The sequence below is a fragment of the Mycobacteroides sp. H001 genome (assembly GCF_001440005.1).
Taxonomy (GTDB): Bacteria; Actinomycetota; Actinomycetes; order Mycobacteriales; family Mycobacteriaceae; genus Mycobacterium; species Mycobacterium gwanakae.
The window spans coordinates 1-17803 of record NZ_LJYH01000032.1; the positions used below are offsets into that span (position 1 = coordinate 1).

Sequence of the window (17803 nt, forward strand, 5' to 3'; positions counted from 1 at the left end):
GCCTACCACCCCCGCCGCCGGGATGGCGTCCCCCGCAGCCTCCACCGCCGGGATGGCGCCCCCCGCAGCTTCCACCCCCTCCACCTGGCTGGGTGGCCAATCAACCGGGTCCGGATGCCGGTCATCCCGGGCCTCCCGGGCCGCCGCCGCAGCAGGCACACCGAGCAGCGCCGCCGGCGAATTACCGCCCCCCGCAAGCCTTTCGAGTGCCCACGCCGCTAGAGGAAGCGGAGCTGACGGGGCAGCATCCGAACGCACCGCAATCCGGCTGGCGACGCAGGGTGCGTATGGCCACGGGTGGTCACGTCAACCCTGGTCTGTCCCGTCGGGATCGCCTACGGCAGGAACTCGAGGAACAGATCCGGCAGCCGATCGTCGGCGACTTCCGTATCGCCGTGCTGTCTATCAAGGGCGGGGTTGGCAAGACCACGACCACGCTTGGGCTGGGGTCGGCACTCGCGATGGTGCGACATGATCGTGTTATCGCTGTCGACGCCAACCCCGACCGCGGCACTCTGGCAGAGCGAGTCCGCGACGAGTCGACGCGATCAACTGTGCGTGACCTGTTGTCGGACCCCAACCTGCACAGTTACGCCGATGTTCGCAACCACACGCTGATGGCAACGAGTCGGCTGGAAATTCTGGCAAGCGAACAGGAGCCAGCGGTCTCAGAGGTGTTTAGTGAGGGCGACTATCGGCGCACCGTCGATATTCTGCGGCACTACTACAACATCATCCTGACCGACTGCGGCACCGGCATCATGCATTCGGCGATGGCGGGGGTTCTCGACCTGGCGCACACCATCGTATTGGTCAGTGCGCCCGCGATGGATGCTGCCCGGAGCGCATCGGCAACGCTGGACTGGCTGATGCAGCATGGTTATTCAGGGTTGGTACGGGGCGCGCGCGTGGTGCTCAGTACATCGCGTCCGGGATCGGCGAACTTGAAAATCGACAAGCTTTACGAGCACTTCGAGTCGCGGTGCCGGTCGGTGCACACGATTCCATTCGACCCGCATCTCTCCGAGGGCGCCGATATCGATTTCGGGCTGCTCCGACAGCAGACTATGGACGCCTACCTCGATCTGGCGGCTGCGGTTTCAGAGGATTTCGGCCGTCTCCGAGGCCCCGCGGAACGACCGTAAAACCATCATTGTCGCTGGCCCACTAGCAACGCGCGTACGTACATAACGTCAGGGAAGATGTTGTCAGTCCAGATCGACGACCACCGGAGCGTGGTCGCTTGCGCCCTTGCCCTTACGTTCCTCACGGTCGATATGCGCGTCGCCCACCCGCTTGGCGAATTCCGGTGAGCCGAGGACGAAATCGATGCGCATCCCGCGCTTCTTGGGGAAGCTCAGTTGCGTGTAATCCCAGTAGGTGTACACGCCTGGACCGGGGGTGAACGGCCGCACCACATCGGCGAATCCGGCGTCGTTCATCGCGGTGAACGCGGTGCGCTCGGGCTCGGACACGTGGGTGCTGCCCTCGTAGGCCTCGACGCTCCAGATGTCGTCGTCGGTGGGTGCGATGTTCCAGTCACCCACCAGCGCCACCTGTGCTGCGGGATCGGCTGCGAGCCAGCCGGCGGCCTCGTCACGTAGGGCAGAGAGCCACCGCAGCTTGTACTGGTAATGCGGATCCTGCAGCGTCCGGCCGTTCGGAACATAGAGGCTCCATACCCGCACTCCGTTGCAGGTGGCGCCCAGCGCTCGGGCCTCGGCGGCCTCCTCGACATCCGCGCCGGACGCCCACCCGGGCTGACCCTCGAATCCGACGGTCACATCGTTCAGCCCGACTCGCGAGGCGATGGCCACTCCGTTCCACTGGCTCAGTCCCACGTGTGCCACCTCGTACCCGGCATCGGTGAACGCCTGCATGGGGAACTGCTTGTCGGAGCACTTGGTCTCCTGCATCGCGAGCACATCGGTGCCGGAGCGTTCCAGCCAGGAGATCACCCTGTCGGCACGGGCGCGGATGGAGTTCACATTCCAGGTGGCCAATCGCATGACGTCACCCTACTTTTCGATGCTGACAGCCTCGATACGTGCATACCGGTATCGGTGCTGTTCGGTAAAACCCAAGCTCGGGTATAGCGCTAGCGCCGCCATGTTCTCCGCCCGTACCTGGACGTATGCGCGGCGCGCGCCCTGCGCGGCCCCCCAGCCCAGCAGTACCTCACACACCTGTCGGGCCAGCCCCCGGCGTCGATGGGTCTCGGCCACCCGTACCGCGGAAATTCCGAGCCAGCCCTCGGTGACGGCACCGCGCGCGATGGCTACGGCGGGACCGTCATCGGCGACGGAAGCAAAGCCCAGTTTCCCGTCGATCACCGCGGTCAGCACCGGCACCGTCAGGGGGTGGCTATCTCCGTGCAGGGCAAGCCAATCCGGCGGTGGTGCGGGAGGCAGGGGCGGGCCATCCGGCTCGCCCAGATCACGCGCCATCACCACAGTTTCCTCGCTCGTCACCAGCGTCTCGGGCGGATGCACCAACCGGTCGGGCAGGCACAACAGGGTGGGCAGCTGGTGTGCGGAGTACCAGGCACCCACATCGCCGAGCGACCGAGGGGATGCCGAATGCTCCAGTGGGACAGCAGAGTTGCCGCGATGTGTGTACCCGCCCGCGGCCCGCACAAACCATCCGTCCACCCAAGCGTGTTCGATACCCGGCCAGGCGAAGGCTGCTGCTCGCTGCGCGGATCTGATGTCCCGGTTCAGCACCGGAACTGGGGGCAATACGCGCACTGAGACGATATCGAGGGGCGAAATATCCACCACCGCACCGGATTTATGCAGTACCCGTACCGCCGGATGCGTTGCCACCAACTCGCCGACGGTGTCGGTGAACGGGGGCACCGAGCCGGCAGGCCGTTGGCTGCGGATGGCGACCCGCGTACCGAGTTCGGGCAGGGACACGGCGCCGGGTCGCTCTAGTGTCCGAACGGATCAGCGACTTGTCCTGGCGTCCAACTCAATCCGGGTACGCCCCATCCGTTGGACTTGACCGCGCGTTTGGCCGCGCGAGCGTTCCGGCCGATCAGTGTGTCTATATAGAGGAATCCGTCGAGGTGTCCTGTTTCGTGCTGCAGCATGCGCGCGAACAGATCGTTGCCCTCCAGGGTGATCTCTTTGCCGTCGGCGTCCAGGCCGGTGACTCGCGCCCAGTCCGCGCGTCCGGTGGGGAAGGACTCTCCGGGTACCGACAGGCAGCCCTCTTCGTCGTCATCCGGGTCGGGCATCGTCTCGGGGATGGCGGAGGTTTCCAGGACCGGGTTGATCACCACGCCGCGATGGCGGGTTCCGCCGCCGCGGGTGTCGGCGCAGTCGTAGACGAACAGGCGCAGGGGCACGCCGATCTGGTTGGCGGCGAGCCCGACGCCGTTGGCGGCGTCCATGGTCTCGTACATGTTCGCGATCAGCTCGGGCAGATCGTCGGGTAGCGAACCGTCAGGACCGACCGGGACGGGCTCGGTTGGCGCATGCAGCACCGGGTCGCCGACAATGCGGATAGGAACAATAGCCACGGAAGGCAAGCTATCGGCTTGGTATTGAGAGCCGACGCGCGGGGTTGGCTAGCCGGAGTTGCGGTTTGAGCGTGGTTAAATATCGCCGAACCACAGTGTTGTTATTTTCGGTGTTGCAGTGAACGCGATCGATCAAGAGACAAGACGACAAACGCCCGGTTGGGTCAGGAGCTTTTATGGACGGCGCCCAGGCGCGAGCTGAGCAGTCGAAGGCTGCGAATGCTGGTCAGGATTCGCCTGCCGTCGGCTCAGACGGAGTCGAGATCGCTGCTGGTCTGAGCCGGCGCGAGCACGACATCCTGGCCTTTGAACGGCAGTGGTGGAAGTACGCGGGTTCCAAGGAAGACGCCATCAAGGAGCTCTTCGGCATGTCGGCCACCCGCTACTACCAGGTATTGAATGCGCTGGTAGATCGTCAAGAGGCCCTGGCTGCCGACCCGATGCTGGTTAAACGTCTCCGTCGGCTGCGGGCCAGCCGCCAGAAGGCCCGTGCCGCGCGTCGCCTGGGGTTTGAGGTCACATAGCTGTCTCGGAGCGGCCGGCTGAATAGGTGCTGGCGCCCTCGGACCGTAGAGTGGATTCACAATGAACGAACGCGTACCCGATTCTCATGGCCTGCCGCTTCGCGCCATGGTGATGGTGCTGCTGTTTCTCGGAGTGATTTTCCTGCTCGTCGGGTTCAACGCTCTCGGATCGGACAAGTCCGCGTCATCGGACTCGACGTCCACATCGGTCAGCGCCGCCGCAGCCCCGAAGTCGACGACACCGCCGCCCGCGCCCAAGCCGGAGGTTCGTGTGTACAACACCACCTCGGTGCCCGACCTGGCGCGGGGTGCCGCCGACCAGGTCACGGCCGCCGGCTGGAAGGTCGCCGAAGTCGGCAACCTGCCGATGCCCGAGGTGAACGTCACGACCGTCTTCTTCGGCAAGACCGCCGGAGAAGAAGAGGCTGCCCACGAAATCGCCAAGGTGCTCGGTGTTCAGGCCGCGCCGCGTGCACCCGAACTTGTGGAACAGCCGCCGGGTGTCGTCGTCGCTGTCGCCATCTGACCGATCTGACGGATCGGCACTGCGGGTGCTACACGCTGTAGGAGAGATGGCATGATGAGGCCCATGGTTAAGCCCGCCGTTCTCGCCGCCGGAACCCTTGCTGCCGTTGCCTTGTCCCTGAGTGGATGCTCCCCGGATCAGCCCGCCAGCACCACTCCGGGCACCACGCCTCCGGTGTGGACCGGTTCCACGGCGCCCTCGACCGCGGGCGGCCATGGCGGCCACGGTGGCGAGCAGCCGATCCCTTCGGGTGAGAAGCTCAACGCCACGCTCAAGCTCGCCGACGGCACGCCGGTGGCCAAGGCCGAGTTCGTGTTCCAGGACGGATTCGCCACCATCACTGTGAAGACCACCGAGAATGGCAAGCTCACCCCAGGGTTCCACGGGCTGCACATCCACTCGTTCAAGAAGTGCGAGGCCAACTCCACCGCACCTGCCGGCGGGACGCCGGGTGACTTCTTGTCCGCGGGCGGACATTTCAACGTCCCCGGTTACACCGGTCATCCGTCCAGCGGCGATCTGGTGTCGATCAACATTCTCAAGGACGGCTCGGGCGAGCTGGTTACCACTGCGGATTCGTTCACCAAGGATGATCTGACCGCTGGCAACGGCACTTCGATCATCATCCACGAGAAGGCCGACAACTTCGCCAACGTTCCGCCCGAGCGGTACACCCAGGCCAATGGCACGGCAGGCCCCGACGACACCACCAAGTCGACGGGTGATGCGGGCAAGCGTGTGGCCTGCGGTCTCATCGACGCGGGCTAGCCGCCAGAGTGGCCCGCCCGATCGAATTTCGCGGGTCACCGCGACCCACGCTGGGGGTTGAGTGGGAATTCGCGCTCGTCGACGCCCAGAGCAGAGACCTCACCAACGAGGCCTCCGCGGTACTGGAGGTGATTGGCGAGACACCGCATGTGCACAAGGAGCTGCTGCGTAACACCATCGAGGTGGTGACGGGGATCTGCGGGACGGTCGCCGAGGCGATGGATGACCTGCAGACAACCCTCGCTACCGTGCGCCCGACCGTGCAGTCGATGGGTATGGAGCTGTTTTGCGCCGGAACGCATCCCTTCGCCCGGTGGTCGGCGCAGCAGCTCACCGATGCGCCGCGATACGACGAGCTGATTGCCCGCACCCAATGGTGGGGACGTCAGATGCTGATCTGGGGTGTGCACGTGCACGTCGGCATCTCCTCTAAGCACAAGGTGATGCCGATCGTCACCTCGATGCTCAACTACTACCCGCACCTTTTGGCGCTGTCTGCGTCGTCCCCGATGTGGGAGGGGCAGGACACCGGATACGCCAGTAACCGGGCCATGATGTTTCAGCAGTTGCCCACCGCCGGTCTGCCATTCCACTTTCAGACCTGGGAGCAGTTCGAGGGCTTCGTCGACGACCAGATGAAGACCGGAATCATTGACCAACTCAACGAAATCCGTTGGGATATCAGGCCTTCACCGGCACTGGGCACCGTCGAGATCAGGATCTTCGACGGGATCTCCAACGTCGCCGAACTCGAGGCGCTGGTGGCACTGACGCACTGCCTGGTGGTGGACCTGGACCGCAAGCTGGAGGCGGGGGAGTCGTTGCCCACCATGCCGCCCTGGCATGTTCAGGAAAACAAGTGGCGCAGTGCGCGTTACGGGCTCGATGCGGTCATCATCCTGGATGAGGACAGCAATGAGAGATTGGTGACCGAGGACCTCGACGATCTGCTGACTCGGCTGCAACCCATCGCGCGGCTGTTGGAATGCGAGACCGAGCTGGCCGCCGTGGAAGATATCTACCGCCATGGCGGGTCGTATCAGCGTCAGCGGCGCGTGGCCGAAGAGCATGACGGCGACCTGGGCGCGGTCGTGGACTCGGTGGTCAACGAATTGGAAACCGAGCGCTAGACAGACAACCAGTACTCCAGGATCGCGGCCGCCTGCTGTTCTGGATTGCCTTCCTGCGGACGCAACACCAGCTCGGCGTTCACCGGGGCCTCGTAGGGCGCGTTGACTCCGGTGAAGTCGCTGATCTCCCCGGCACGGGCCTTGGCGTACATGCCCTTCGGGTCGCGTTGCTCGCAGATCTCCACGGGAGTGTCGACGAACACCTCGATAAAGGGCAGCCCGGCCTTTTCGTGCTGGGCCCGGATTTTGTCCCGATCGGCTTGATACGGACTGATGAGCGCGGCCACCGCGACCACCCCGGAGTCGGAAAGGATCTGGGCGACGGCACCCACGCGGCGAACGTTTTCGGCGCGGTCGGCCGCCGAGAATCCGAGGTCCGCATTGAGGCCGTGCCGCAGGTTGTCGCCATCGAGCCGATAGGCGGGGATGCCCATTGCCACCAGTCGCCGCTCCAATTCAACTGCCACGGTGGATTTTCCGGATGCGGAGAGCCCGGTGATCCATATCGTTCCACCCTTGGTGGAGCGTTCCTCGCGAGAAATCGCGGACGAGTGCCAGACCACCTTGGACTGGTGCAGAGTCGGGCCGGAGATCATCCCGGCGGCGACCGTGTTGTTGGTGGCCTCGTCGACCAGGATGAAGCTGCCGGTGGTCCGGTTGCGCCGGTACGGATCGAACATGATCGGTCGCTGCAGTCGCAACTGCACGCGCCCGATCTCGTTGAGCTTCAGTTCCTTTGCTTCCTGGTCCCGGTGCAGGCTGTTCACGTCGAGCCGGTAGTCAAGGCCGGCAACGGCGGCCTTCACCGTCGAGTTGGCATGCTGCATCACGAACCGCGATCCCTCGGAGAGGGTGGAAACATCGGTGAACCAGCACACCATGGCATCGATCTGGCCATCTACCAGTGGCCGATTGTTCGGCCGGCAGAGCATGTCGCCGCGGCCCAGATCGAGCTGGTCGGCAAGTTGCACGCTCACCGCGCTTCCGGCGAAGGCCTCATCCACGACCGCGCCACCCGGACCCCAGATCGCCGATACGGTTGAGGTGAAACCTGATGGCAACGCAACGATCTCGTCGCCAGGTTTGAATACGCCGCTGGCGACGGTTCCGGCCACGGCCCGGAAGTCGTGTAGGTCGGTGATGTGCTCGGCGCCCGGTGCCGCCGCACCGCCCTGGGGTCGGATGACGTACTGGATGGGAAAGCGGGCATCGATCAGGTTGCGGTCTGACGAAATATGTACCTGCTCAATATGGTGCAACAACGACGGACCCTCATACCAAGGGGTATTCGCCGACCGGGTGACGATGTTGTCGCCCAGGAGCGCCGACACGGGAATGACGGTGAGGTCATGCAGCTCCAGTTTGGTGGCGAATCTGCGGAATTCCTCTTTGATTTCGTCGAAACGCTGAGGGGACCAGTCGACCAGGTCCATCTTGTTGATGCACAGCACCACGTGCTCGACACCGAGCAGCGAGGTGATGAACGCGTGCCGGCGAGTCTGTTGTGTCAGCCCGTTGCGGGCATCGACCAGAATGATCGCCAGGTCAGCGGTCGAGGCGCCGGTCACCATATTGCGGGTGTACTGTTCATGCCCCGGGGTGTCCGCAATGATGAATTTGCGTGCGGGCGTGGAGAAGTAACGGTGCGCGACGTCGATGGTGATGCCCTGCTCACGCTCGGCGCGCAGCCCGTCGGTGAGTAGTGCCAGGTTGGTATGTGTCTCGCCCTTGGCCTTGCTGCTGGCTTCCACGGCGGCCAGCTGATCGGCGAAGATCGACTTCGAGTCGTACAGCAGACGACCGATGAGGGTGGACTTGCCGTCGTCGACGCTGCCCGCCGTGGCGATGCGGATGAGCTCCTGGGCAGGTTCTGTGGTTTCGATGGTCTGCGGGCTCATCAGCTCTGCCCTTGTTCTTCGCGCAAGCGCCTCATCAGAAATACCCTTCCTTCTTGCGGTCTTCCATGCCGGCTTCGGAGATTCGGTCATCGGCGCGGGTGGCTCCCCGCTCGGTGATGCGGGTTACGGCAACCTCTTCCACTACCGCGCTGGGAGTTGACGCGACAGATTCGACGGCGCCGGTGCACGTCGCGTCACCGATCGTGCGGAACCGAACGGACTTCTCGACGAGTTCCTCGCCCGGCTGCAGGGTGAGGAATCTAGTCTCGGCCAACAGCATTCCGTCGCGTTCCACCACGTTGCGTTTGTGCGCGTAGTACAGCGGAGGCAGCGTAATGTCCTCCGATTCGATGTACTGCCAGATATCCAGCTCGGTCCAGTTGGACAGCGGGAACACCCGGATGTGTTCACCCTTGCGGTGGCGACCGTTGTAGATGTTCCAGAGTTCCGGGCGCTGGGCGCGTGGATCCCATTGGCCGAACTCGTCACGGAAGCTGAACACCCGCTCCTTGGCGCGGGCCTTCTCCTCGTCGCGGCGCGCGCCGCCGAACACGGCATCGAAGCGGTGCTCGTTGATGCTGCGCAACAAGGTCGCGGTCTGCAGGCGGTTACGCGTGGCGCCCGGTCCGGTCTCCTCGACGACGGCACCCGAGTCGATGTCGTCCTGCACACTGCCGATTTCCAGCCGCAGGTTGTAGCGGCCAACCGTCTCGTCGCGGAAAGCGATGACCTCGTCGAAGTTGTGCCCGGTATCGATGTGCATGACGGGGAAGGGCGGCGGCGATGGCCAGAACGCCTTGGCCGCGACGTGGAGCATGACCACGGAATCCTTGCCGCCGGAGAAGAGCAGCACGGGCCTTTCAAAGGTCGCTGCAACTTCGCGGAAGATGTAGACGGCCTCGGCTTCCAGCGCGCTCAAGTGCGATAACTCGTACGACTCGGCGGGTGGTGAGCCTCTGTGGCGAAGAATATCGGGCGATGCCGGCATGCGATTACTCCATTTCGGTCCAAATATGTACCGTATCGGTTCGTATTCGGTCCAGCCCAGATTAGAACGTGTTCTCGTTGGGTGTCAATGGGATGCGGTGACAAAACCGTCGAGTGGGCGCGGTGTCGCGCACACTCGGCGGAGGGGGAAGACGATGAGGAACGGTGGAGCTAGGCGGGCTTGGTGCCGCCGATGTGTTCGGTGATTCCGTCCGCGGTGTGTACCAGAGCTTTGGCGCGCACGGTGATCTCGGCGTCGGTGAGGTCGTCGCCGATGTAGAGGCTCGCGACCATTGCCTGCTTGCCGTTGTGGTCGTAGACCGGTGCCGACATCACGTTTACCCGGTGGCGTACTTTCGCCCCCGAACCGACGGTGTAGTTCTCGCTGCGCAGGTAGACCCGTTCGCCGATTCCCGACACGATCTCGCCGAGGAGGGCGCGCAACTCGTTGGGGATGTCACCGGGCACTCCGGCCATGAGTGAGTACAGCTGACGTCCGGCGGGGGTCAGCAGTTCGACCAGATAGCCGTCGGCACGGCACTCCTGGATTACCTTGCGCAGCCGGTCATCTGCGGTACGGCCGGGCGCGGTCGGATCCTTGCCCAGCCAGGAGGCGATGGTTTCGTCGGTGTCCCAGAGCACGAACATCAGGCCCACCGGTGGAGTGAACGGATAACTCTGGCCTACCTCGACCCGGACCGGATGGTCGGGGTCGCTGACCACCTCCAGCACCGTGACCCGATCGCTGACGACGGCAGACAATGCCGCGGTGTGCCCGAATTCTCTAGTAAGCGTGAGTAATTGATCGCGGCTCGCCGGCTTGGCGCGCAGCGATTCCTGGGCGGCTCTGCCGACACGGATGAGCGCAGGGCCCAGGCTGTACGTCTTGTCGCGGTCATCCCGGATGAGATACCCCGACTCGGCCAGGGTCGTCACGATGCCCAGGCAGGTGGGCTTGCTCAGTCCCAACCGGCGCGCTAATTCGGAAAGTCCGAAGCGCTCGGTGCGGTGCCGTGCCAGGAAATCGAGTACGGCCATCACGCGTTCGGTAGGGGGCGACGTCCTGCCTGCCCCGTTGTCCCGTTCCTCGACCACCGGCGAAACCTCCTGTGCCCCTGCGTAGATCCAGACATTCTTGACGTACCTGGCAGGGCGCTCTAATGTCTGGAGGGATTCTACCACTGCGGTACACATTTGTACCAGTCAGGAGCGCCATGTACAGCGAGGCATTCACCGCCGCGATCGCGGAAGCCGAGGAGCTGATTGTCGCCGCACCCCATATCGACACCGAGGCCGACCTGCTCGAGGGGCTTCAGTATCTGGCGCAGGGGATTGCGGCCTGTACGCACATGGCGTTTCACACCGACCGCGATCACCCATTTCTTCTCTCCGGCACGGGGCCATTCACGAAAATGGGATTGGACAACCCCGACACCCTCTACTTCGGCGCGCGGGTCAACGGCGAGTTCGAGTATGTGGTCACCGGAACGCGCGGCACCACTGCGGATTTGAGCTTTCAGGTGCTCGGCGGCGGTGAGTACACCGACAAGAACGTGCCGGGAAGCGCCATCGCCTTCGACGATCGCGAAATCCATATCGAGAGCGACGGCAGCTTCGAAGTCCGTTTCGGCCCCGGACCGGCAAGTGAGTCGCGGCCCAACTACTTCACCCTCGGACCGGGACCTGCACAGCTGGTCATGCGTGAGGTGTACAGCGACTGGCGTGCACAGCGCGGCACCCTCGCCATCGCACGGGTGGACACCGCGGGCACCGCACCGACTCCGCTGACCAAGGAGCAGATTGAAAAACGTTACGCCAGTGCGGGTAAGCAGCTGGTGAACCGAGTCAAGACGTGGCTGCAATTCCCCAAATGGTTCTACGACAATCTGCCCGTCAACACCATGACGGAGCCGCGACTCACGCCCGGTGGTCTGGCCACCCAGTTCTCCTCGGTGGGACACTATGACCTGGCCGACGACCAGGCGATGATCATCACCGTCCCCAAATCCGAGGCGCCGTATCAGGGTTTTCAGCTCGGAAGCCTGTGGTACATCTCGCTCGACTACATCAACCATCAGACCTCGCTGAACTCCAGTCAGGCTCAGGTTGACCCGGATGGCAACATCCGGATGGTGGTGAGTAATGCCAATCCCGGTATCACCAACTGGATTGAGACACTGGGGCATCGCCGTGCATACCTCCAGTTCCGGTGGCAGCGGGCCGATCGCCCCCTTACGGCCGCCGACGGTCCGACGGTCGAGGTGGTCGCGATCGGTGATGTCCCCGCGAAACTGCCGCATTACGCGCTGAATCAGATCAGCGCGGAGGGCTGGCGCAGTCGCATCGCCGAGCGCCAGACCGCCATCGGGGCAAGGATGTTGGGCTGATGAGTCTCCTCGATTTTGGCGGCAAGGTCGTCGTGGTGTCCGGTATCGGCCCGGGACTGGGCGGCACACTGGCCACCAAGTTCGCCGCGTCCGGTGCCGATGTCGTCCTCGCGGCACGCACCCAATCGCGCCTCGACGAGGTGGCCGAACAGATCACCGCGACCGGGCGCAAAGCCCTTGCGGTGGCCACGGATATCACCGATGAGGCCAGCGTCGCCAACCTCGTCGAACGTGCCACCGAAACCTTCGGAAGCATCGACGTCCTTGTCAACAACGCCTTTAGCATTCCCTCGATGAAGTCTCTGGAGAAGACGGACTATCAGCATATTCGCGATAGCGTCGAACTCACGGTGGTCGGCACGCTGATGCTTACGCAGAGCTTTGCGGGTGCGCTCGCCCAATCGAACGGAGCGGTGGTCAACATCAACTCGATGGTCATCCGGCACTCGCAGATTCGTTACGGCAGTTACAAGATCGCCAAGTCCGCGCTGCTGGCCATGTCTCAATCGTTGGCCACAGAATTGGGGCCACAGGGAATTCGGGTGAACTCGGTGGTACCCGGATACATGTGGGGTGAGAACCTCAAGGGCTACTTCGAGCATCAGGCCAAGAAGTACGGCGGCACCGTCGAGCAGATCTACGAATACACGGCCGCGAATTCCGATCTCAAACGGCTACCAACCACCGATGAGGTGGCCAATGCCGTGCTGTTCCTTGCGTCCAACCTGGCGAGCGGGATCACCGGCCAGGCCCTCGATGTCAACTGCGGCGAGTTCCACGCTTAGCCATAAGGAGAATCCACATGAGTCTGGAATCAAACACCGAGCGCACCAGCGTCGGCACCGTCGACGACCTGCACGAGTCGGCCACCCGGCTGATCGGACTGGACGACTTCGGGGACGGGTCCGTCGACAACTACCGTGAAGCGCTCGGGGTGCTGCTCGACTCCTATCACAGCGAAGCCGGGCTGACCCCGTTGGGCTCCAAGATGTCTCGGGTGTTCCTGCGTGGTGCGCTGGGCGCACGGTTGCTCAGCGAAGCGGCCTTCAAGGCGCACCCCGACCATGCGCAGGTCGCCATCGATCGGCCGATCTTTGTCACCGGACTACCGCGCACGGGCACCACCGCGCTGCACCGCCTCCTGAACGCCGATCCGATGCATCAGGGGCTGGAGATGTGGCTGGCCGACTTCCCACAGCCTCGACCAGCGCGCGATACCTGGGATTCCAATCCGGTGTACCAACAGCTGGAGGCGCAGTTCTCCAAGCATCACGTGGAGAACCCGGAATTTATGGGCCTGCATTACATGTCGGCCACCGAGGTCGAGGAATGCTGGCAGCTTCTGCGGCAGTCGGTGCACTCGGTTTCGTATGAATGTCTTGCGCACGTGCCCTCCTACGCGCAGTGGTTGTCGCAGCAGGACTGGACCCCGGCCTACCGCCGCTATAAGGCCAACTTGCAGCTGATCGGTCTCAATGACATCGAAAAGCGTTGGGTGCTTAAGAATCCGAGTCATCTTTTCGCCCTTGATGCGCTCATGGAGGTGTACCCCGATGCCTTGGTCATCCAGACACATCGCCCCGCCGAGACCATCATTGCCTCGGTCTGCTCGCTCAACGAGCATGCGACGGCGGGTTGGTCGCAGACCTTTGTCGGTGCCACCCTCGGCGCCGATCAGCTGGATACCTGGGCTCGTGGTCTGGAGTCGTTCAAGTCCGCGCGCACCAAGTACGACGAGGCGCAATTCTGCGATGTCGACTACTTCGACTTCATCTCCGATCCGATCGGCACCGTTGAGTCCATCTACCGGCACTTTGGATTGGAGCTGTCGGCGTCCGCTCTGGTGGAGATGCAGAAGATGAACGACGAGAGTCAAAAGGGCCCGCGCGCACCCAAGCATGTCTACTCGCTCGCCGACTATGGGCTGAGTAAGGAAGCAGTGATGGAGCGCTTCGCGGGGCTGTGACCCGTATCGCCGTAGTGGGCGCCGGCGCGGCGGGAACGCTTGTCGCCCTGCATCTACTGCGGCACGCAGCCACCGGGACGCTACATCTGACACTGATCGATCCCGATAGGAGGACCGGGCCGGGAGTGCCCTACCGCACTACGGATCCGCGTCACCTTCTCAACGTTCCGGCGGGCAAGCTCAGTGTCACTGCCGCCGAGCCGGCAGATTTCGTGGCCTGGCTTGCCGAAAACGGCGTACCAGAGGCGAGCCCCGAGGATTTCGCTCCGCGAGAACTGTTCGGACGTTACCTCTCCAGTGCATTCGAAGGAGCACGCGGTGATCGCGTGACTCGGGTCCATCACCGCGCCGTCGCGGTGGCTCGGCACACCGGCGGGCTCTCGGTTGCTTTATGCAATGGCGACGAGGTGCACGCCGACACCGTGGTGCTGGCGGCCGGGCCGAATACCCCCGGAACCTCCTGGGCGCCAGACTGGTTGCGGCGCAGTGCGCTCTTTGTGAGTGATCCGTGGCGCGCAGGCGTGCTCGACAACCTTCCCGAGGACGGCGACCTGCTTCTGGTCGGAACCGGTCTGACGATGGCCGACCTGGCCTGCACGCTGCGACGGCCGGGCCGAATCCTGCATGCGATATCCCGTGGTGGGCTGCTCCCGCGAGCACATCGACTGGATCCACACCCTCCGGCGCGGGCTCCAGCGTTCGTTGCTGAGCGCGGCGACGTACTGGAGCAGGCCGTGCGTTACGTCCGGGACGTGATATCCGAGGGCGCCGACATGTGTGCGGCCGTGGATGCGCTGCGCCCCCACGCCGGAGCGTTGTGGGCGGGTATGAGTATGGGTGAACGCGAGTGTTTCCTGCGAAAATATCGCAGGCTGTGGGACATTCACCGCCATCGGATGGCGCCGCGCACTGCTGCTCAGATCGACGGGGATACCGCAGACGGTGCGTTGCGTGTTCATCGTGCGGAACTGCAGGACGTTGTTGCGTCGGGTTCCGGGGTCGCCGTGACGTTGTCGACAGGGCAGGTTCTCCACGTGCGCGCAGTGATCAATTGCACCGGGCCGCAATACGATCTCACCGCCGGTGCCGATCCGTTGTGGAGCCAACTCCTTGCCGACGGCCTGGCGCGACCCGGCCCACTGAACCTCGGGTTGGATACCGATACCGATGGAAGGCTGCTGCCTGGGGTGGTGTCGATGTGGGCAATAGGGCCACTGCGGCGTGGAAATCTCTGGGAAACAACGGCATTCGTGGAGATTCGAGCACAGGCGGAAAAACTGGCAGCGCTGATAGGGTCGTAGCGTGCGTGTTCTGGTGCAGCGGGTCACTTCGGCAACCGTGTCCGTCGACGGGGAAGTGGTCGGTGCGATCCGCCCCGAAGGTCAGGGGCTGCTCGCGTTGGTGGGCGTCACCCACGATGACGATGCGGACAAGGCCTCGCAGCTCGCGGAGAAGCTGTGGCAGTTGCGCATCCTAGATGACGAGAAATCCGCTGCGGACCTGGGTGCTCCGATACTGGTGGTCAGTCAATTCACGTTGTACGCCAACACGAAAAAGGGACGCCGTCCGGCATGGAACGCGGCGGCACCCGGAAGCGTCGCCGAACCCATCGTGACGGCATTCGCGAATGCCCTGCGCGGCCTCGGCGCGCATGTGGAAGCCGGTGTGTTCGGGGCACATATGAGCGTTGAACTGATCAATGACGGCCCGGTGACCGTGCTGCTGGAGCTCTAGCTCAGCCGTCCCCGGGTGGGGGCGCCGTGCAGATCGGGTCGAGGCACCCCTCGGCTACGGCATGCGCGATGCTGTCGGATAGCCGGGGGCACCCGCGCACCCGCGCGGTGTTCGTGCCTTCCTCGCGCATCTGCGCGAAGTAGGCGCAACGTCCGGCTGCTTCGGTATTCCATTGCACGGCAGTGTGATTGATGCCCAGCTTCTTGACCATGACCGAGCCGTGGCAGAACCGGCAGTCGACCTCCTGCAGGCCGGAGGTCAGATACCGCTGTTTGTCGCTCTCGGTCGCCTCGTGCAGAAGCGCGGCCTGCACCGGATTGTGTTCGAATGCAGGAGCCTTCGACCACTGGCCGTTCGGCCTGCCTGATCCAGCGGATTCGTGAGCCTCGTCTTCCCCATGGGCGCCGTGCAAAGCCAGCATCGACTGAGCCAGCTCCTCCACGGAAGGTGGGCTGGTGTTGGCCTCAGTCGATGCTGAAACTTCGGTCATGGCACTAGCTTTGCGTCGCCTCGGCGGGAGCTTCGGCCTGGGCTTGAGCTTCTGCGGAAGCCTTTTCGTCCGCTTGCCGCTTCAGGTTTTCGTCGACCTCACCATGCCAGAACTCGTTGGCCTTGGTGGTGTCGATCTCAAGCTCGAAGCGGTCGGTCATCTCCGCCGTGACGTCGGCCTTGTTGACGTAGAACTGCGAGTACCACCGGCGCATCTGGTAGACGGCGCCGTCCTCCTCGACCAGCAGCGGGTTGTCGATACGGGTCTTGTTCTTCCAGATCTCTACATCCTGCAGGAAGCCTTGTCCCACACCCTTGGTCATGGCGCGCGAGAGCTTGCCCGTCATCTTCTCGTCCATGCCCTCGGGCTTCTGCACGATGACGCCGTACTGCAGCACGAAGGAATTCTGGTCGATCGGGTAGTGGCAGTTGATCAGGATCGACTCGGCCTTGTAGCCGCCATAGTTGTTGTGCAGCCAGTTGATCATGAAAGAAGGCCCGAAGTAGGACGCCTCCGAATCGAGTATCTGCTCGCCGGTGTATTGCGAGGAACCACCGAGCTGCACGTCGGGGCGGCCGACGGTGCGCAGGTACTGCGAGGCGATGTGCCCCTCGAAGACATTCTTGAAGAACGTCGGGAATCCGAAGTGGATGTAGTAGAAGTGCGCCATGTCGGTGACGTTGTCCACGATTTCGCGGCAGTTGGAACCTTCGATGACGATGGTGTTCCAGTCCCAGGTGGTCCAGCCGTCGTCGGCGAACTCCGGAACTTCCGGAATCTCAACATCATCCGTCGGGCCGTTGCCCTCGGCGTCATGCCAGACGAAGAGGAGGCCGCTCTTGACGTCGGTAGTCCAGCTGCGGGTGCGGGCCAGCTTGGGGGTGCGCTTGGCGTAGGGCACCAGCTTGCACTTGCCGTCGCCGCCCCAGCGCCAGTCGTGGAACGGGCAGGCGACGTTGTCGCCCTTGATGGTGCCCTGGGAGAGGTCGCCGCCCATGTGACGGCAGTATCCGTCGAGGACCTTGATATCGCCCTGAGTGTCGGCGAATACGACCAGCTTGGTACCGAACGCGTCGATGGCGTGCGGCTCTCCGTCCCTGAACGATTCTGCGACGCCCAGGCAGTGCCAACCACGGGCATAGCGCGTGGGAAGCTCGCCGACGTCGATCTCGCGAACGCCGATTCCTGCGGTATCTGTGCTCATGGCGGGGCTGCCTCCAGTGTTTCGATGCTGGTCGCTGTGGCGACCATCTTCAACTAGAACATGTTACAGTTTTGGCCCCCCGGGGCGCAAGAAATGTGCCTGCCACAAGCGCAAATAAGGCCCTTGGCTAGGGTCTGCGCATGCCTTTGTACTCACTCGACGGAAAAAGCCCGAGCGTCCACCCTGAGGCGTTCGTCGCGCCGACCGCCTGTCTCATCGGGGATGTCACGGTGGAAGCCGGCGCTTCGATCTGGTTCAACACGGTCATCCGCGCCGATTACGCGCCGATTGTGATCCGGGCGGGCGCCAACATCCAGGACGGGTCGGTGCTGCACAGCGATCCGGGGATGCCGGTCGATATCGGTGAGGGAGCCACGGTGGCGCACATGTGCCTGGTGCACAGCTGCACCGTGGGTGACGGCGCCCTGATCGGAAATCACGCGACGGTGCTCGACGGCGCCTCCATCGGCTCGCGCAGCATGGTGGCCGCGGGTTCGTTGGTACTCGGCGGCAGCCAAATCCCCGAGGACGTGCTGGTGATGGGCTCGCCCGCCAAGGTCAAGGGGCCCGTCGCGGGCACCCCTGCGGAGTTCCTCACCAAGGGCGTTCCCGCCGCCTACCAGGCGCTGGGGAAGCGCTACCTGGACGGTTTGGACACGTAAC

Annotated in this window: 19 protein-coding genes; 11 read left to right on the plus strand and 8 right to left on the minus strand. The window is 63.7% G+C overall.

The window, feature by feature from the left end:
- The coding region (locus AOT83_RS14570; RefSeq protein WP_131727373.1) for a MinD/ParA family protein at nt 1-1145 on the plus strand (1145 nt) is incomplete at its 5' end.
- Nucleotides 1146-1208: 63 nt separating this feature from the next.
- On the opposite strand, the gene AOT83_RS14575 is transcribed toward AOT83_RS14570, so the two are convergent.
- Genes AOT83_RS14575 through AOT83_RS14585 form a run of 3 tightly spaced genes read right to left on the minus strand, consistent with a single transcriptional unit; the run spans nt 1209 to nt 3526 of the window.
- The gene (locus AOT83_RS14575; RefSeq protein ID WP_057964328.1) at nt 1209-2009 is read right to left on the minus strand and encodes an exodeoxyribonuclease III; all 801 of its coding nucleotides are present in this window, start codon (nt 2007-2009) and stop codon (nt 1209-1211) included.
- Nucleotides 2010-2018: 9 nt separating this feature from the next.
- Entirely contained in the window at nt 2019-2918 is a 900-nt protein-coding gene (locus tag AOT83_RS14580; RefSeq protein ID WP_070919603.1) for a GNAT family N-acetyltransferase, read from the minus strand.
- Nucleotides 2919-2932: 14 nt separating this feature from the next.
- The gene (locus AOT83_RS14585; RefSeq protein WP_030096298.1) at nt 2933-3526 is read right to left on the minus strand and encodes a peptide deformylase; all 594 of its coding nucleotides are present in this window, start codon (nt 3524-3526) and stop codon (nt 2933-2935) included.
- A gap of 176 nt (nt 3527-3702) precedes the next feature.
- Between AOT83_RS14585 and AOT83_RS14590 the strand changes: the two genes are divergently transcribed.
- The 4 genes from AOT83_RS14590 (at nt 3703) to AOT83_RS14605 (ending at nt 6474) form a co-directional block, all read left to right on the plus strand.
- On the plus strand, nt 3703-4050 hold the full coding sequence (locus AOT83_RS14590) for a DUF3263 domain-containing protein (protein ID WP_030096299.1): 348 nt from the start codon (nt 3703-3705) through the stop codon (nt 4048-4050).
- Between the two features lie 61 nt (nt 4051-4111).
- On the plus strand, nt 4112-4576 hold the full coding sequence (locus AOT83_RS14595) for a LytR C-terminal domain-containing protein (RefSeq protein ID WP_030096300.1): 465 nt from the start codon (nt 4112-4114) through the stop codon (nt 4574-4576).
- 51 nt (nt 4577-4627) lie between these two features.
- Complete coding sequence (locus tag AOT83_RS14600) at nt 4628-5344, plus strand: superoxide dismutase family protein (protein ID WP_030096301.1); 717 nt, start codon at nt 4628-4630, stop codon at nt 5342-5344.
- Between the two features lie 8 nt (nt 5345-5352).
- Nucleotides 5353-6474, plus strand: coding sequence for a glutamate--cysteine ligase (locus AOT83_RS14605; protein ID WP_030096302.1), 1122 nt, complete (start codon nt 5353-5355; stop codon nt 6472-6474).
- Here the strand turns inward: AOT83_RS14605 and cysC are convergent.
- From cysC to AOT83_RS14620, 3 genes are all read right to left on the minus strand, one after another.
- Entirely contained in the window at nt 6471-8372 is a 1902-nt protein-coding gene (gene cysC, locus AOT83_RS14610) for an adenylyl-sulfate kinase (RefSeq protein ID WP_057964329.1), read from the minus strand. The two genes, AOT83_RS14605 and cysC, sit on opposite strands and share 4 nt — an antisense overlap.
- A gap of 34 nt (nt 8373-8406) precedes the next feature.
- Nucleotides 8407-9360, minus strand: coding sequence for a sulfate adenylyltransferase subunit CysD (cysD, locus tag AOT83_RS14615; protein WP_057964330.1), 954 nt, complete (start codon nt 9358-9360; stop codon nt 8407-8409).
- Nucleotides 9361-9530: 170 nt separating this feature from the next.
- The gene (locus tag AOT83_RS14620; protein WP_030096305.1) at nt 9531-10454 is read right to left on the minus strand and encodes a helix-turn-helix domain-containing protein; all 924 of its coding nucleotides are present in this window, start codon (nt 10452-10454) and stop codon (nt 9531-9533) included.
- Between the two features lie 119 nt (nt 10455-10573).
- On the opposite strand from AOT83_RS14620, the gene AOT83_RS14625 reads away from it, so the two are divergent.
- Genes AOT83_RS14625 through dtd form a run of 5 tightly spaced genes read left to right on the plus strand, consistent with a single transcriptional unit; the run spans nt 10574 to nt 15446 of the window.
- On the plus strand, nt 10574-11746 hold the full coding sequence (locus AOT83_RS14625; protein WP_057964331.1) for a hypothetical protein: 1173 nt from the start codon (nt 10574-10576) through the stop codon (nt 11744-11746).
- The gene (locus AOT83_RS14630) at nt 11746-12531 is read left to right on the plus strand and encodes an SDR family oxidoreductase (protein ID WP_057964332.1); all 786 of its coding nucleotides are present in this window, start codon (nt 11746-11748) and stop codon (nt 12529-12531) included. The genes AOT83_RS14625 and AOT83_RS14630 overlap by 1 nt, the downstream gene beginning before the upstream one ends.
- Before the next feature lie 17 nt (nt 12532-12548).
- A complete protein-coding gene (locus AOT83_RS14635) occupies nt 12549-13712 on the plus strand; it encodes a sulfotransferase (RefSeq protein ID WP_057964333.1) in 1164 nt (387 codons plus the stop codon).
- A complete protein-coding gene (locus AOT83_RS14640; RefSeq protein WP_057964334.1) occupies nt 13709-15013 on the plus strand; it encodes an FAD/NAD(P)-binding protein in 1305 nt (434 codons plus the stop codon). The genes AOT83_RS14635 and AOT83_RS14640 overlap by 4 nt, the downstream gene beginning before the upstream one ends.
- Nucleotide 15014: 1 nt before the next feature.
- A complete protein-coding gene (dtd, locus tag AOT83_RS14645; RefSeq protein ID WP_057964335.1) occupies nt 15015-15446 on the plus strand; it encodes a D-aminoacyl-tRNA deacylase in 432 nt (143 codons plus the stop codon).
- Nucleotide 15447: 1 nt separating this feature from the next.
- Here dtd and AOT83_RS14650 read toward each other — a convergent pair whose 3' ends face one another.
- Both AOT83_RS14650 and AOT83_RS14655 read right to left on the minus strand, forming a co-directional pair.
- On the minus strand, nt 15448-15888 hold the full coding sequence (locus tag AOT83_RS14650; RefSeq protein WP_030096311.1) for a hypothetical protein: 441 nt from the start codon (nt 15886-15888) through the stop codon (nt 15448-15450).
- A 52-nt stretch (nt 15889-15940) separates the two neighbouring features.
- Nucleotides 15941-17140 carry a Rieske 2Fe-2S domain-containing protein gene (locus tag AOT83_RS14655; RefSeq protein WP_030096312.1) on the minus strand — a complete coding sequence of 400 codons (1200 nt, stop codon included), beginning with the start codon at nt 17138-17140 and terminating at the stop codon, nt 15941-15943.
- A gap of 140 nt (nt 17141-17280) precedes the next feature.
- On the opposite strand from AOT83_RS14655, the gene AOT83_RS14660 reads away from it, so the two are divergent.
- Entirely contained in the window at nt 17281-17802 is a 522-nt protein-coding gene (locus AOT83_RS14660) for a gamma carbonic anhydrase family protein (protein WP_057964336.1), read from the plus strand.
- Nucleotide 17803: the final 1 nt, after the last annotated feature.